This window comes from Collinsella sp. BIOML-A6, from assembly GCF_009875845.1.
In the GTDB taxonomy this organism is placed as follows: domain Bacteria; phylum Actinomycetota; class Coriobacteriia; order Coriobacteriales; family Coriobacteriaceae; genus Collinsella; species Collinsella aerofaciens_H.
On record NZ_WWSL01000040.1, the window covers coordinates 1 to 14,315 of the forward strand.

The window sequence follows — 14,315 nt, forward strand, 5'->3', positions numbered from 1 at the left end:
AAAGCCGTTTGTCTCCACCCGCGTAGCGGGTGGTTTAAAGCTGGCCGCTGCGCGGCCAGCAGACTAAAGTCTTGAAATAAATACCGTGCCGTCACCGCAGGTAACGACACGGTCAAGCGTTTTATCATCGGCATCTGCCCTTAAACAAAAACCACCACAAAGGTGCCTGTCCCCTTTGTGGTGGTTGTAGTGGTTTATCGCGACGAAAGCGAAAGTGTCGCTATTTGGAAAGCTCGTCGGCGAGGGCCTCGATCTGAGCACGCGAAGCGTCGTTGAGCGAGCCCAAGACGGTCACCTTGTTTTGCGTCAGGGTAATGTCCTTCATGCCCTCGAGCTCCTTGGTCATAACCTTGGCAGCGGCGGGCGCCCAAGAGCCGGCCTCGACAAGCGCTACCGTACGGTTCTGATAGGCGTGCTCGGCAAGCGTGTGGATAAAGGTGCTCATGAACGGGAAGATCTCACCCTGATAGGTAACGGAGGCGAGCACCAGGCGGTCATAGCGGAACGCATCCTCAACGGCCTCGGACATGTCGTCGCGAGCCAGGTCAAAGATGGAAACCTTCTGGCCGCGAGCCTCGAGCGCAGACGCAAGCTCTTTGACAGCAGTCTTCAGATGGCCGTACACACTCGCATGGGCAATCGTGACGCCCTCGTCCTCGGGCTGATAGCTCGACCAGGTGTTGTAGGCGTCGATATAGTAGCCCAGGTTCTCGGTGAGCACGGGACCGTGGAGCGGGCAGATAATCTGAATATCCAGATCGGCGGTTTTTTTGAGCACAGCCTGCACAAACTTGCCGAATTTACCGACGATACCAAAGTAGTAACGACGTGCCTCGCAGGCCCAACCCTCGGGGTCCTCGATATCGTTGGCACCAAACTTGCCAAAGCCGTCGGCACTAAAGAGCACCTTGTCGGTGGTCTCGTAGGAGAAGATCACCTCGGGCCAGTGCACATTGGGGGCACCGACAAACGTTAGGGCGTGGCCACCCAGATCCAAAATATCGCCCTCTTTGACGACCATCTTGCGCTCGGGGTAGTCGGTGCCAAAGTAGTTGAGCATCATACGAAAGGCGCCCATGCTTGCCACAATCTGTGCTTGGGGATAGCGCTCCATAAAGGCGGCGATACCAGCGGAGTGATCGGGCTCCATGTGATGGATGACCAAGTAGTCGGGCGTGCGACCGTCCAGCACAGATTCGAGATTGCCGAGCCACTCATCAACAAAATCGCCATCGACCGAATCTGCGACGGCGATTTTCTCGCCCAGGATGACGTAGCTGTTGTATGCCATGCCGTTCTTGGACACGTCGTACTGGCCCTCGAACAGATCGCTGTCGTGATCATCGACGCCGATGTAGCGGATATCCTTGGTGATCTCCATCAGGCAAAGCCTCCTAGATAGCTAGATAGACAAAAGAACCCGTTTATCATAACACTCGGTCACATGCCAGCAGCTATTTGGCAGTATCCTTACCGTTTGTTATTGGTGCGGAATATACCACTATCGACCCGCCAAAACTATGCGCGCGGAGCCGCCGTGGTATGTCGAACGATGAGCTGGCCCGGAATACGAATGGCGACGGCTTTGTCCAACATCCCCGTTTTGGGGACTGCATGCTCGACCACCTCGCGCCCACGCTGATGTAGATCGAATCGTACGGTTGTGAGCTCGTTGTGCGCGACAAAGTCGTCAAGCGAATCATCGACGCCCACCACGCTCACGTCCTCGGGCACGCGTAAGCCGCTATCACGAAGCGCGGCAATTGCACCGTTTGCCATCTGGTCATTCGCCGCATAAATCGCCGTCATAGTACGGTCGTGCTCCGCCAGGTACCTGCCGGCCTCATAACCGCTGTTGGCAGACCAGTCGCCCTCGAGCGGCTTCACCGGTTTGATACGTTTACGCTCGAGCGCGTCTTTCCAACCCGCCCGGCGAAACCGTTCATCCACCGAAAAAGACGGACCGCCGATAAAGCGAATCTGCTCATGGCCCAGCTCAAACAGGTGGTTCATAAGCAGCAGTGAGCAGCCATAGTGGTCAGAGTCGACCGTGGCCACACGCGGATGCGCATACATGGTAACGATGACCGTGCCAATGCCCGGCAGAGGCTCAAAGGTCTCAAAGTCGGGAGCCAAGCGGCTCATGCCGATAATGATGCCGTCTACCGGAAGTGCAGCCATGCGACGAGTGGCTTCGGCAAGCGAAAACTCCTCGGTCTTGGACATCTCGACCAGCGTGATGGCGCACCCGCGCTCGCGGGCAGCACTTGCAATGCCATCGATCATCGTAAGATTGCCGAACTTGGTAACGTCGTTAACGCACAAGCCGACCGAATAGTAACGACCATCGCGCAGCGAACGACCAGCATAACTCGGACGGAAACCGAGATCCCTCATGGCCGCCTGCACACGCTGGCGCGTCTGTTCGTTGACATTGGGCAGTCCGTTGGCAACGCGCGAAACCGTCTGCTGCGAAACGCCGGCAGCACGGGCAACATCGGCCATGGAGACCGGCCGCGAAGCCGTATCGTTGGAAGGGCGCCTTGCCACAAAATCACCTTCGATTCTGCACGAGAAACCAAATGCCCCTCCTCAACGAAAATGCAGGTCGCGCTGGGAGGGCTTGTTATCTTTCGGTAATGTTAACGTACTCCACTATACCCATCAGCGGTTATACGGTGACGACAACGCTCCCTGAATACCGTTCACGGCTCATTTTCGACCGATTGCAGGAATCCGAAGAAGTCCATGGCGCTCGCGTATGAGTACGTTAACATAAGGAATAAGCACTTCGATACCATGGCGTTTGCACTCCGTGCCGTGCAAGCGATGGCGTCGTACTCGAAAGGACGCTCATGATCAATACAACTCTGTTCGGCGCCGCCCCCGACGGCGCGCCGGTAACGGTATATGACCTTGTCTGCGCAGGCGCTCACGTGCGCGTCATGGACTATGGCGCAACGATCCTCGGCATCGAGGTTCCCGATGCCTTGGGCAACGTGGCAGACATCGTGCTTGGTTTCGACCATCTGGATGGCTACTTTGACAATCCGGCGTGCTACGGCGGAACCATCGGGCCTTCGGCCAACCGCACGGATAACGGGCAGGTCGAGATTGACGGCACGGTCTATCAGATGACCCGCAACGACGGTCCCAAAAAGACCAACAATCTTCACACCGACCTTGAACACGGCCTCCACAAGCGTGTGTGGGACGCCAATGTCGACGAGATCACCAACACGGTGAGCTTTACTTGCAAGCTGCGCGATGGCGAACTGGGCCTTCCGGGCAACCGCTGCTTTACCGTGACCTATTCCCTGCAAGCCGGTCCGACCGGTGCCGCCGAGCTCACCTGCACGCAACATTGCGTCACCGATGCCGACACGTTTGTCAACATGACCAATCACAGCTACTTCAATCTTGCCGGGCACGATTCCGGCACGATTCTGGACCAGGTTGCGATGATCGATGCCGAGGCGTTTCTCCCCCAGCGCGAGGATAACGTCTCTTCTGGCGAGGTTCGCCCGGTAGCGGGCACCCCGTTCGATTTCCGCGTACCCAAAGAACTCGGTCGCGACATCGATGCGAACGATGAACAACTCAAGATCGCACACGGTTTTGACCATTGCTTCTGTCTTGATGGCTTCGCCCCCGATGTCGGTCCACGTCACGCCCTGTGCCTTCAGGATTTAAGTTCGGGCCGCACACTCGACATCTTCGTCACTGCGCCCGGCGCGCACCTGCACACCGGCAACTGGCTCGACGATACAAACGCCAAAAACGGGGCCGACTACAAACCGCGCGACGGCGTTGCATTTGAGCCCGAGTTTTGGCCCGACAACAACCATCACGCAGATTGGGCACACCCTGTCTGCTCACCTGACCGCCCGTTTAGCTCGACAATCGTTTATCGATTCTCAACCGTCCGTTAACCCACTCTCTTCGAAGTGCGGGGGAGCGGCGATTTGACTCCCGTCTACTCCCCCGTATCTTTTAATTCCTTTTCACTTAACACGGCAACCCCAGCTCACGCGGGATAAACAAGAAAGGAAGACTCCATGACTACCCCCGACGAGAAGACACTTGCCACGCTCACCAAGCTGTTTGAGGAGGAGTTTGGCCCCATCGGCGACCGCCAGGTGCTCTACGTACACGCGCCCGGCCGTTCCGAGATCAGCGGCAATCACACCGATCACGAGGGCGGCCATGTTATCGCCGGCTCGCTCGATGTCGCCGTCGACGGCATCGCCGTGGCAACCGACACCAACAAGGTCCGTGTTGCCGACGAGGGCTATCCCACCTTCGAGATTACGCTCGACACGCTAGATGTTCAGGAGCCCGAAAAGGGCACGTCCGCGAGCCTCGTGCGCGGTATGGCCCACGAGATCGCAGCGCTGGGCGTTGAGCCCCATGGCTTCGACTTCGCCTTTACCTGCTCCGTCCCCTCGGGTGGCGGCCTTTCAAGCTCCGCTGCCGTCGAGGCCGCGTACGGTCGCGCCATGGAGACGCTTTGGGGCGCTCCCGCCATTGAGCCCGTCGCGCTCGCCCAGATGAGCCAGCGCACCGAGAACAACTACTATGGCAAGCCCTGCGGTCTGATGGACCAGGCCGCCGTGTGCCTGGGTGGCCTTGCCTACATGGACTTTGAGGACCAGGCTCAGCCTAAAACCCAGAAGCTCGAGCTCAACTTTGAGGATCACGGCTATGCGCTCGTGCTTGTTAAGGTCGGTGCCGACCACGTGGCCGCCACCGACGACTACGCCGCCGTTCCGCGCGAGATGCAGGACGTCGCCGCCGAATTTGGCAAGGCACGCCTGTGCGAGGTAAACGTGGCGGACTTTGACGCCAAGCTCCCCGAGCTGCGTGCCAAGCTGGGCGACCGTGCCTGCCTGCGCGCCGTTCACTACTGGTACGAGAACGGCCTGGTCGACAAGCGCTGGGCTGCCCTGAACGCCGGCGACATCGACCAGTTCCTGGTCCTCACGCGCGAGTCCGGCGCCAGCTCTGCCATGTACCTGCAGAATGTCGTTGCCAAGCTGGGCTCCGAGCAGCCCTCGATGTATGCCTTGGCACTGGCCGAGCACGTGCTCGACGGCCGCGGCGCCGTCCGTATCCACGGCGGCGGCTTTGGTGGCACCATCCAGGCCTTCGTGCCGCTCGACCTGGTCGACACCTTTATCGCCAAGATGAACGGCTGGCTGGGCGAAGGCTCTGCCCGTCATTACGCTATCTCTGACAAGGGGGCTTACGCGGCATGGCTGTAATGACCGACGTGCGCGAGGCCGCGCAGGGCCTCATCGAATATGCCATCCACCGGTCGATGATCGGACAGGACGACCGCATCTGGGCCTACAACACCATTCTGGAGTGCATCGGCGCCACGGGTCCCGCGCTCGACATGACCTGGGCACTCAAGACCGAGAAGATTTCGTTCTTGCACCCCGATACCCTGCCCGACTTTGACCTTGAAGGCACGCTCGCCGCGCTCTCCGAGGCCGCCGTTGCCAACGGTGCCGCCGAGGACACGGCATCGGGCCGCGACCGCATCGCCATGCGCATCATGGGTGTGCTCATGCCAAGGCCTTCGGTTGTAAACGAGGAATTCAGCGGCCGCATGGGCGTCAACGAACCTCGCGCCGCGACCGACTGGTTCTACGGCCTGTGCTGTGACGCCGGTTACGTGCGCCGCGCCGCCATCGCGCGCAACATCAAGTGGAGCACCCCCACCAACTGGGGTGACCTCGAGATAACCATCAACCTGTCAAAGCCCGAGAAGGACCCGCGCGACATTGCCGCGGCCGGTGCCGCCAAAAACACGGGCGAGAAGTATCCCGCCTGCCAGCTCTGTATCGAAAACGAGGGCTATCCTGGACGCTCCGCCGCGGCAGACGGCGGCGCTCACCCCGCTCGCCAGAACCTGCGCGTTATCCCCATCCAGCTCGACGGCGAGCGCTGGGGCTTCCAGTACAGCCCGTACGCGTACTTTAACGAGCACTGCATTGCCATGAGCTCCGAGCATCGTCCAATGCACGTCGACCGCAAGGGCCTGACCTGCCTGCTCGATTTTGTGGACCTGTTCCCGCATTACTTCATCGGTTCCAACGCCGACCTGCCCATCGTGGGCGGCTCGATTCTGTCGCACGACCACTTCCAGGGCGGCGCACACGAGTTCCCCATGATGCACGCCGCCGAGGTCTCGCAGTTTAGCGTGCCCGGCTTTGACCAGGTCAGCGGCACCGTGTTGCAGTGGCCGCTTTCGGTCCTGCGACTGCGCTCGCAGGACCGCGCTCAGTTGCTCGACGCCGCCGAGAAGATTATCCTCGCTTGGCGCGAGTGGACCGACGAGGCCGTGGGTGTTATCGCGCACACGGCCGACGGCGTGGCCCATAACACCGTGACGCCCGTCATTCGCCGCGTCGACTCCCGCGGAAATGCCGGCGGCGAGATTTACGAGGCCTATCTGGCGCTTCGCTGCAATATCACGACCGACGAGCACCCGCTGGGCGTTTTCCACCCGCATGCCGAGTACCACCACATTAAGAAGGAGAACATCGGCCTGATTGAGGTCATGGGCCTGGCCATTTTGCCGCCGCGCCTGGTTCCCGAGCTTGGCGCTGTCCGTGAGCATCTGCTGGCGGCCAAGACCGATGCCAGTTACGATCTTGCCGCTGCGCTCGAGGGCGACGACCTTTGCCGCAGTCACGCCGCCTGGGCCGAGGACGTCTTTGCCCGCCGCGCCGATGAGCTGACGGCCGATAACGCCATCGATATCCTGCACGAGGAGGTCGGCGTGGTGTTTGGCCGCGTGCTCGACAACGCCGGCGTCTTTAAGTGGGACGAAGCCGGCCGCGCCGCCCAACAGCGCTTTATCGACTCGCTGTAGAGCACGAGCCCAAACGTTCAACAGCAGCCCGCATGACAACGGCGCCCGTCGGCAACATCGCCGGCGGGCGCCGTTTTTTGAGTGCAGTCATTGGGGACGTTCTTGTTCGACTAGTCGTTGGGGACGTTCTTAAACGACTAGTCATTAAAGAACGTCCCCAATGACTACCCGGTGCAAGGAGTGTCCCCAGATGCCGGCAGAAAAGGAACGTCCCCAAGTGCCAACCACGGCAACGCCGATGTCTTGGCAACGACAGCGAAAACCCGCCAGAGCGAGCAAGGTGCCTTGAAACAAGGCGGCATTGACCTTCTGGTCATGCCGCCGCAGTTGAAAGGCAGATTGCCGCTCTGGCGGGTTTGCAGCGTCGACCCGTTACGCGGTTTGGTAAAACCGCGTAACCCTAAAGCTCCGTCACCTCAACGCTGTTGTAGATCTCGTCCCAACGGTCCATGACCAGATGGCCGGTCTTGGGATCCATAGCGTTGAGCTTGCCGCAGGTATTGGCGGTCTTGAGGACCGTGACGTCATCGGCACCAGCAGCAATGGCATGCGCAAAGCCGGCGATGGTCGAGTCGCCGGAACCCGTCGCATTCACCGCCGCAATCGCGGGCGTCTTGGCACGGAACGCGTGGCCCTCATGGAAGCCCACCGAACCGGCAGCGCCCATCGAGACGACAACCCAGGGGATACCGGCAAAGCGGCCGTCGGCGGCAAGCGCCTCGCGCAGGGTATCGACATCATCGGTCGTAAAGGACGTACCCAGCAGGCCGTTAATCTCGGTCAGGTTGGGCTTTACGAGCTCGGGCTTAGCATCGGACTCAAGCGCGGCCTCCAGCGATGCACCCGAGGTGTCGAGCAGCACCTTGGCGCCCGCCTTCTCGGCGATCTTGACGAGCTCGGCATAGTAGCCGGCATCGACGCCGCGCGGCAACGAGCCCGAAAGCGTCACGACGTCCGCCTTCGCTGCAAGCTCGGCGAACTTGGTCGTAAAGGCCTCGAGCTCGGCCGGGGCGATTTGCGGGCCGCTCTCCAGCAGCTCGGTCTGATTACCCTCGTGCAGAATATTCAGGCAGATACGCGTCTCGCCGGCAATGGGCACAAAGTCGTTCTTGACGCCGTCGGCATCCATAAGCTCGGCCATATAGGCACCCATGTGACCGCCAAGCAGGCCGGTCGCGAGCACGTCGTCGCCCAGCTGCAGCAGCACGCGACTCACGTTGAGACCCTTGCCGCCAGCGGTCTTTTCGGGCGTCACGCGGTTAACATCGTCGATGATCAGCTTGTCGAGCTGATAGCGCGTATCAATCGACGGGTTCATGGTAACGGTCAGAATCATGTTGAACTCCTATTCCGGGGCGGCATGACCCGCCCCAAGCATACGATAACTCGTTAAAGGATCTCGATCTCAAAGCCGCGGGTGACGGTCTCCCCCGGCTTGGCCACCAGGCAGCCACGCTTGTGCTCCAGAATATCGTCCTCGTCGGAGCAGGTGGACAGGCCGCCCCACGGTTCCACGGCCACAAAGTCACCCTCGGGCTTGCTCCACACAATCAGGTATGGCATATCGGGGAACGTCAGGCGCACACCCTTGTCCTCGGTTTTCTTGGTCAGGGTAACCACGCGGCTCTCGAGCACGTCAAAGATGGTCTCCGCGAAGTCGAAGAGTTCGTGGGTAAGCGGCAGGTTCTGGCCGATCATGGGGTTCTTGCTGCGATGCTCAACATCAATCAGGCCCGTCGAGGGAACGGCAGTACAGAGCTCGGCGGCCTCACACTGCTCAAAACGGAGCTCGTAATTGTCATAGGACTCGCCCTCGTCGAGCGGGCACTTAAAGCCGGGATGACCGCCCACAAAGAACGGCATGTCCTCGGTGCCCTCATTGGACACCTCGTACGACACGGCCACCTTTTCCGAATCGATCGTGTAACGAGCAACGATCTTAAACGGATACGGATACTGCTCGAGCAGCTCGGCGTGGTCGGCAGAGCTTAGGCTCAGCGCAACCATGCTGTCGCCCTGCTCCTCGAGCTTCCACTCCTGCTTGCGGGCAAAGCCGTGACGGGCAAGCTTAACCTCGCGGCCGCCCATGGTCATCGCGCGGCCGTCACGAAGGCCGCCGCAAATCGGAAAGCAAATGGGTGCCTGGCCCGACCAGACCGAAGGATCGCCCTGCCACAGGTACTCGCGACCGTTGGCTATAATCGAGGTGAACGATCCGCCAGCCGTGCTCAGTGCCACGCGAACAGAACCGTTATCAAGAACAAACTCCATAGGAGCCTTCCCTTTCTTACGACAGCCCACCAAGTCAATAGGGCTGATAGAAAACCGGCCCGCGCCCCTCACAGAAACGCGAGCCGTCATTTAAGATACTGCAGAATGCCCAGGACCGCCAAAATCAAAGCACACAAGCTCAGCAAGCAAACGTGTTATCGGAGCAGCTCGCCGTACCAGAACGCTTCGCAACAACAGGGGCACAACCCCACAGGCACCCTCAACGTCAGCGAGAAGCCAGCTGGCGAGGCAAAGTGCCGTGAAGCAAGGCGGCATTGACCTTCTGGTCATGCCACCGAAGCTGAACGGCAGATTGCCCGCCAGCTGGCTTCGCAGCGTCGACAGGTCCGGCGTTCGGTTGAACGCCGGAACCTCCTTAGTCGTGGTATTCGCCGCGGTCCCACTTCTCGAGGAACTCGTCAAAGAAGTGCGGGTCAGCCTGAGCCTCGGCATCGGCCTTGTTGCAGGCATCGATCTTGGCAATCAGGGCATCGTGCTCGGGGGTCTTCTCGTAGGGCTCCTCCAGGAAGGCGAGCATGATGTCGGCCATCAGGAACTCGCCGGTGATCTTGCCGCCAAAGCCCACGATGTTGGCGTTGAGCTCGCGACGGGCATACAGGGCAGAGGTCATGTCGCGAACCAGGGCGCAGCGGGCGCCGGGGACCTTGTTGACGGCGTTGGTGATGCCGATGCCAGTGCCGCACAGGGCCACGCCAAAGTCGGCCTTGCCGCTGGCAACGGCCTCGCCCATGGCCTTGCCGTAGATGGGGTAGTGCGTACGGGTGTGGCTGTAGGTGCCGCAGTCGAGCACCTTGTAGCCAGCCTGCTCCAGGCGGTCGGCCAGATAGATCTTCTCGTCCGTAACGATATGGTCGCAACCGATTGCGATGGTCTTCTTCATCAGAACGTCCTTTCGTCTGAATTCACAAGTTGAGGTAGAAGTTCGAGTTCTCGGTGGCTCTCGTTAGGCCATCTTGTTGAGCATGTCGACACGGATCTGGTGACGGCCGCCGGCGTACTGGGCGCGCAGGAACTCGCGGGCGATCTTCTTGGCGACCTCGGTGCCCACAACACCCGGGCCCATGGTGACCATGCGCGAGCCGTTGTGCTCGCGGGTCATGTAGGCGGAACGCTCATCGGAAATGTTGGCGACGACCATGCCCTTGATCTTGACGGCGGCCATATAGGAGCCGACGCCGTACTTATCGAATGCGAAGCCCTGGGAATCCTTGTGCTCCAGCAGGTCCTTGGCAACGGCGGTCGCGGAATCGACAAAGTCCGCGGCAGGGGTCTCGGAATAGTCGACGACCTCGTGGCCGTCGGCGATGAGCATCTCCTTGATGGACTCCTTCATCGACATACCGTCGGCATCGGAAGCGATTACAACCCTCATGACATCCTCCTTGAGAGATACGCAGGTGCGTAGTTTCTGGTTGGAAGTGTTGAATCGCGTTCAGGTCCGGGCATCTGAATGCGCGGTTCTTCACTGTTCATGTTTATTTGAACACATTCGAACATCGACTGCAACAATTATTTGTTTATCTTTGTTCTTTTTTGAACAAATACCGTTCACGGATGATTGCTGACCGTTTGGGCCCGGCGTGGACAGACTGACCACGTATTCAACAAATAAAATGGTGGCCGAAAACGCATCTCGACCACCCCTCTTACGGTTGATCTTCCAAAGATCGCTTTGCTGCCTACTCAGACTGCCCGCTCTTCTTGGCACGTTTAGACGGAGCGCCCAAGAAACGACCCGTCAGATAGTTCGCGGGACCGGAGACATCAATCCCCAGCAGCACGTGTCCCAGCCACAGGAATGCCGCAAGAACCAGCAGCGGGACCACACACGAGGTGACGATCATCACGATGACGCCCTCGATCAGATCGGTCACCTGCTGCACGATCTCGTCGGTCATCTGCTTGGCACCGCTGGTTACCGACGTGACCAGGCTCGAGGCCCCATCAGTCAACTGCTCGAGCACGTTTTTGGACTCCGTGGCCTCGGATTTTTTCTTACTTGATTTTGAGCTGGTGTCGCCGGACTTCTCCGTAGCTTCAGCCGTCTTTGCAGCATCGGTCGCCTTTTCCTCGGCCTGTTCGATACTTACGCGATACGTTTCATCGACCTTCTGCGACACCCATACGCTCGCGGGCACGAGTGCCATGCCGATCACGGCAACCACCAGCACGCGTGTCGCCACGCGGCGCAGGACGGCGCTCGTGCTCCAGCGCCCGTGAATGCCAAGCGACACCGCAAAGAGTACGAGCGAGAATGGAATCAAGATGCCCAGGCCGACCGACCACAGAATAGTCAAAAGATATTTCTCTAGGTATAGCACGGCAAGCACGATACCAAGGTTTCCTGAAAGCTGCGCGAGTTGCTCGGCAACCGGCGTTCCCGTATCACCCGGCAGCGCGGTAATGCCCGCAGACAGCGCTACGCACGAGGTCGTGAGCGCCAGTACGTTACCTTTCTTTTGATCTATGACCTCGATGGTGGAGTCCCAAGTTTTGGTATCGGAGAAATGCGGGCGCGCGACAAAGCCCGACAGGAGCGCCAGTACCACGAGCGCAACGATAAAGCCAATCTGCAGCTTTTTGTTTGCGCACACCACATCGGACAGGCTGGGCTGCAGCTCGGTTACCGTCGTGTGCTCAGTTATCTGGACAGGACGCCCATGAGCCATCTCGTGCGCATCTCTTTTTTGAATTGATCCGTTGTCCGGCATTTGGATACCTCCTCAGTCCGGCGTTTAATGCGAAAGGAAGTATACCCACCGAGCAAAAATCGAACGGGTGGACGAACGGAGCGCACCAAGACTGTCCCCAACGACTAGTCGTTTAAGAACGTCCCCAATGACTATCTCGGGATAAGTTGCGGTGGAATAGGGATTGTTTTGCGCCCACCGGCCCCTATTCAGTCCCTATTTCACCGCAACTTGGAGGAGGACAGAAAAAGCCCTGCTGCGGGTAGCGGCAGGGCCTTTGGAAGGGGACTTGGTTGTGAGGGCTCGTTAGGCGAGCTTGGCCTCGAGCTCGGCGATGCGCTTGTAGGCATCGATGGTAAAGCGAGTCTGCTTCTCCAGGATCATGGTGGTCATGAGAGTGTCCTGAGCATGGGCCATGATGAAGGTCATCTCCATCTCGCCACCGCCGGCCTCCTGCGAAAGCAGCTTGGTCTGTGTGTCGTGAGCGCCGATGAGCGCATCGCTCGCATCCTTGTGCAGCTGCTCGGCCTTCTCAAAATCGCCCTCGCGAGCAGCATCGAGCGCTGCAAGCAGATCAGTCTGGGCATCGCCCGCGTATGCGACAATCTCGAATCCAACCATCGAGATTTCTTCTTTGGTTGCCATATTGCGTTCCTTTCACACATGAACCAACGGAAAGCATCGCGTCCGGGCATACGCGCTGCGCTGTGTATGCCCGAGACAATAACATTCAAACAAAAAAGAACAATGCATAACGTTATTTCAAGCCGTGAACGGTATTTTTTTACCCGTGAACGGTTTTTATACTGTTGTGAACAATATCGAACATATCGATTGACAAGCCAAACAGATCCGCTCACCAACCAAAGTTTCTCGCTGCTCTAATCATGTCAAAGCGAGAGGGCGAGCAACGGCTTCTATGTTCACGCCCGTAGGTCTTTCACGCTGGAACGCTCAATCAGCACGCCCGACACAAGCGTGCGACTTCTTGAGCTCGGAGCCTCAAGGCCTGCAACGACTTCGTTGAGCGCACGAACGCCCAACTCGCGATGGCGAAACTTAACAGAGGTCAAAATCGAATTAGGTATCGTTTTGTATAGCTCGTCATCAAAGCCGATCACGGATACATCATCGGGCACACTCAGACCCTTATCACGCAGAGCCATCATTACGCCGTTAGCCATGCAATCGTTGGCGGCTAGGACCGCCGTGCAGTCGGGTTTATCGGCAAGCACAAGGCCTGCAGCATACCCGCTATCCGCGTTCCAATCGCCTTGCAGAGGTTCGGGCGGCTCAATGCCGTGCGCCTTGAGGGCCGCAAGCCAGCCTTTCATACGACATTGACTCGACAGCGACTCTTTCTTACCAGAGACAAAGTACACGTTCTTGTGCCCGCGATTCAAGAAGTACTCACACGCCATGCGCGCACCACCTTCCTGGTCGTCACTAACCGTAGAACACGTGGGATGCTCTATAGACGTAATGATCACCGTCTTGAGGTCTCTCGGCGCCTCAAAGGCATCAAAGTCATCGACCATCTGACGCAGGTTGAAGATCATGCCATCAACAGGCAGCTGCGACATCCTGCGCGCCGCATCGGCAAGGGTCATCTTCTCCCCCGCCCGCTTTTTAATCATCGTGAGCGCAAAGCCTCGCTCTGCGGCGGCATCGGCGATACCGTCAATCATGTCCACGTTGCCGCCCGACAAGTGGAACAGCACCACGCCGATGCACCCGTAACGGCCCAACTTGAGTGAACGCGCGGCAAAGTTCGCCCGGAACCCAAGCGCTTCCATGGCAGCATGGACCCTATCGTGTGTCGACTCTCGCACGCTATCGGGCTCGTTGATCACACGCGACACCGTCTTGAGAGAAACGCCCGCGGCAATCGCCACATCGTTCATCGAGACATTTTTCTTGTCCATCGTTGCCACTGCTTCTCCACTCGGTTCTCTATCGCTTGCTTTTTGCGTTCTAGCATACACTACCTGCCCGACTGACAAATCAACCGTTTATCGGACGATATCGACCGTTCACCTGTAAATCCTTGTTGCTCTTCGAAAAATGTCTTACGTTGTCATTAACGAAATGACAACGTTGTCATTTCGCAATGCCTTCCTTGAGCAGGAAGGTTTCCGGGCAGTCCTGACCATCCATCGACGACCAGTTCCATCCACATGCATCGCGCATCAAGTAGCAAAGGAGCTTTATGGACGCCATCGTAAAGATGCTCGAAAAGCATCAACCGTTCTTCGAGAAGATCTCGAGGAACATCTACCTCCAGGCCATCAAAGACGGATTCCTTGGGTGCATGCCCATCGTCCTTACCTCTTCGATCTTTCTGCTGATCGCCACCCTTCCCGGCGTAGTTGGAATCAGAACCACCCTTAAAAAGGGTGGTTTGCTCTTAGGGTATAACCCACGGGCCCCGGGCTCGCGTCTAAAGGCGC

At 58.7% G+C, this 14,315-nt stretch carries 12 protein-coding genes and 1 pseudogene; 4 read left to right on the forward strand and 9 right to left on the reverse strand.

The window, feature by feature from the left end; genetic code table 11:
* Positions 1-220: 220 nt before the first annotated feature.
* On the reverse strand, positions 221-1,381 hold the full coding sequence (locus GT495_RS10070) for an FprA family A-type flavoprotein (RefSeq protein WP_161162534.1): 1,161 nt from the start codon (positions 1,379-1,381) through the stop codon (positions 221-223).
* A gap of 137 nt (positions 1,382-1,518) precedes the next feature.
* Complete coding sequence (locus GT495_RS10075) at positions 1,519-2,505, reverse strand: LacI family DNA-binding transcriptional regulator (protein WP_152075027.1); 987 nt, start codon at positions 2,503-2,505, stop codon at positions 1,519-1,521.
* A gap of 350 nt (positions 2,506-2,855) precedes the next feature.
* On the opposite strand from GT495_RS10075, the gene GT495_RS10080 reads away from it, so the two are divergent.
* The 3 genes from GT495_RS10080 (at position 2,856) to GT495_RS10090 (ending at position 6,883) form a co-directional block, all read left to right on the forward strand.
* Positions 2,856-3,932: an aldose epimerase family protein gene (locus GT495_RS10080; protein ID WP_161162535.1), complete on the forward strand. Its 1,077-nt coding sequence runs from the start codon at positions 2,856-2,858 to the stop codon at positions 3,930-3,932.
* Positions 3,933-4,058: 126 nt separating this feature from the next.
* Complete coding sequence (locus GT495_RS10085; protein WP_156600004.1) at positions 4,059-5,264, forward strand: galactokinase family protein; 1,206 nt, start codon at positions 4,059-4,061, stop codon at positions 5,262-5,264.
* Positions 5,255-6,883, forward strand: coding sequence for a UDP-glucose--hexose-1-phosphate uridylyltransferase (locus GT495_RS10090; protein ID WP_240128181.1), 1,629 nt, complete (start codon positions 5,255-5,257; stop codon positions 6,881-6,883). The genes GT495_RS10085 and GT495_RS10090 overlap by 10 nt, the downstream gene beginning before the upstream one ends.
* A gap of 400 nt (positions 6,884-7,283) precedes the next feature.
* On the opposite strand, the gene GT495_RS10095 is transcribed toward GT495_RS10090, so the two are convergent.
* From GT495_RS10095 to GT495_RS10125, 7 genes are all read right to left on the reverse strand, one after another.
* The gene (locus GT495_RS10095) at positions 7,284-8,219 is read right to left on the reverse strand and encodes a hexose kinase (RefSeq protein ID WP_161162536.1); all 936 of its coding nucleotides are present in this window, start codon (positions 8,217-8,219) and stop codon (positions 7,284-7,286) included.
* A 53-nt stretch (positions 8,220-8,272) separates the two neighbouring features.
* Positions 8,273-9,154, reverse strand: a complete 882-nt coding sequence (locus GT495_RS10100) for an aldose 1-epimerase family protein (protein ID WP_161162537.1) — start codon at positions 9,152-9,154, stop codon at positions 8,273-8,275.
* Between the two features lie 376 nt (positions 9,155-9,530).
* Positions 9,531-10,055 carry a galactose-6-phosphate isomerase subunit LacB gene (gene lacB / locus GT495_RS10105; RefSeq protein ID WP_161162538.1) on the reverse strand — a complete coding sequence of 175 codons (525 nt, stop codon included), beginning with the start codon at positions 10,053-10,055 and terminating at the stop codon, positions 9,531-9,533.
* Positions 10,056-10,118: 63 nt separating this feature from the next.
* Positions 10,119-10,547, reverse strand: a complete 429-nt coding sequence (gene lacA / locus GT495_RS10110; protein WP_006234830.1) for a galactose-6-phosphate isomerase subunit LacA — start codon at positions 10,545-10,547, stop codon at positions 10,119-10,121.
* A 307-nt stretch (positions 10,548-10,854) separates the two neighbouring features.
* Complete coding sequence (locus GT495_RS10115; RefSeq protein ID WP_161162539.1) at positions 10,855-11,886, reverse strand: hypothetical protein; 1,032 nt, start codon at positions 11,884-11,886, stop codon at positions 10,855-10,857.
* A 285-nt stretch (positions 11,887-12,171) separates the two neighbouring features.
* Complete coding sequence (locus GT495_RS10120; RefSeq protein ID WP_006234827.1) at positions 12,172-12,510, reverse strand: PTS lactose/cellobiose transporter subunit IIA; 339 nt, start codon at positions 12,508-12,510, stop codon at positions 12,172-12,174.
* 278 nt (positions 12,511-12,788) lie between these two features.
* Positions 12,789-13,790, reverse strand: a complete 1,002-nt coding sequence (locus GT495_RS10125) for a LacI family DNA-binding transcriptional regulator (protein ID WP_161162701.1) — start codon at positions 13,788-13,790, stop codon at positions 12,789-12,791.
* A 284-nt stretch (positions 13,791-14,074) separates the two neighbouring features.
* Between GT495_RS10125 and GT495_RS10130 the strand changes: the two are divergent.
* Positions 14,075-14,315: pseudogene (locus GT495_RS10130) on the forward strand (hypothetical protein); the annotation flags it as partial.

Coding starts and splice junctions, on each gene's coding strand:
- GT495_RS10070 (WP_161162534.1), bottom strand. CDS start 1,381: ATGGAGATCACCAAGGATATCCGCTACATCGGCGTCGATGATCACGAC.
- GT495_RS10075 (WP_152075027.1), bottom strand. CDS start 2,505: ATGGCCGATGTTGCCCGTGCTGCCGGCGTTTCGCAGCAGACGGTTTCG.
- GT495_RS10080 (WP_161162535.1), top strand. CDS start 2,856: ATGATCAATACAACTCTGTTCGGCGCCGCCCCCGACGGCGCGCCGGTA.
- GT495_RS10085 (WP_156600004.1), top strand. CDS start 4,059: ATGACTACCCCCGACGAGAAGACACTTGCCACGCTCACCAAGCTGTTT.
- GT495_RS10090 (WP_240128181.1), top strand. CDS start 5,255: ATGGCTGTAATGACCGACGTGCGCGAGGCCGCGCAGGGCCTCATCGAA.
- GT495_RS10095 (WP_161162536.1), bottom strand. CDS start 8,219: ATGATTCTGACCGTTACCATGAACCCGTCGATTGATACGCGCTATCAG.
- GT495_RS10100 (WP_161162537.1), bottom strand. CDS start 9,154: ATGGAGTTTGTTCTTGATAACGGTTCTGTTCGCGTGGCACTGAGCACG.
- lacB (WP_161162538.1), bottom strand. CDS start 10,055: ATGAAGAAGACCATCGCAATCGGTTGCGACCATATCGTTACGGACGAG.
- lacA (WP_006234830.1), bottom strand. CDS start 10,547: ATGAGGGTTGTAATCGCTTCCGATGCCGACGGTATGTCGATGAAGGAG.
- GT495_RS10115 (WP_161162539.1), bottom strand. CDS start 11,886: ATGCCGGACAACGGATCAATTCAAAAAAGAGATGCGCACGAGATGGCT.
- GT495_RS10120 (WP_006234827.1), bottom strand. CDS start 12,510: ATGGCAACCAAAGAAGAAATCTCGATGGTTGGATTCGAGATTGTCGCA.
- GT495_RS10125 (WP_161162701.1), bottom strand. CDS start 13,790: ATGGACAAGAAAAATGTCTCGATGAACGATGTGGCGATTGCCGCGGGC.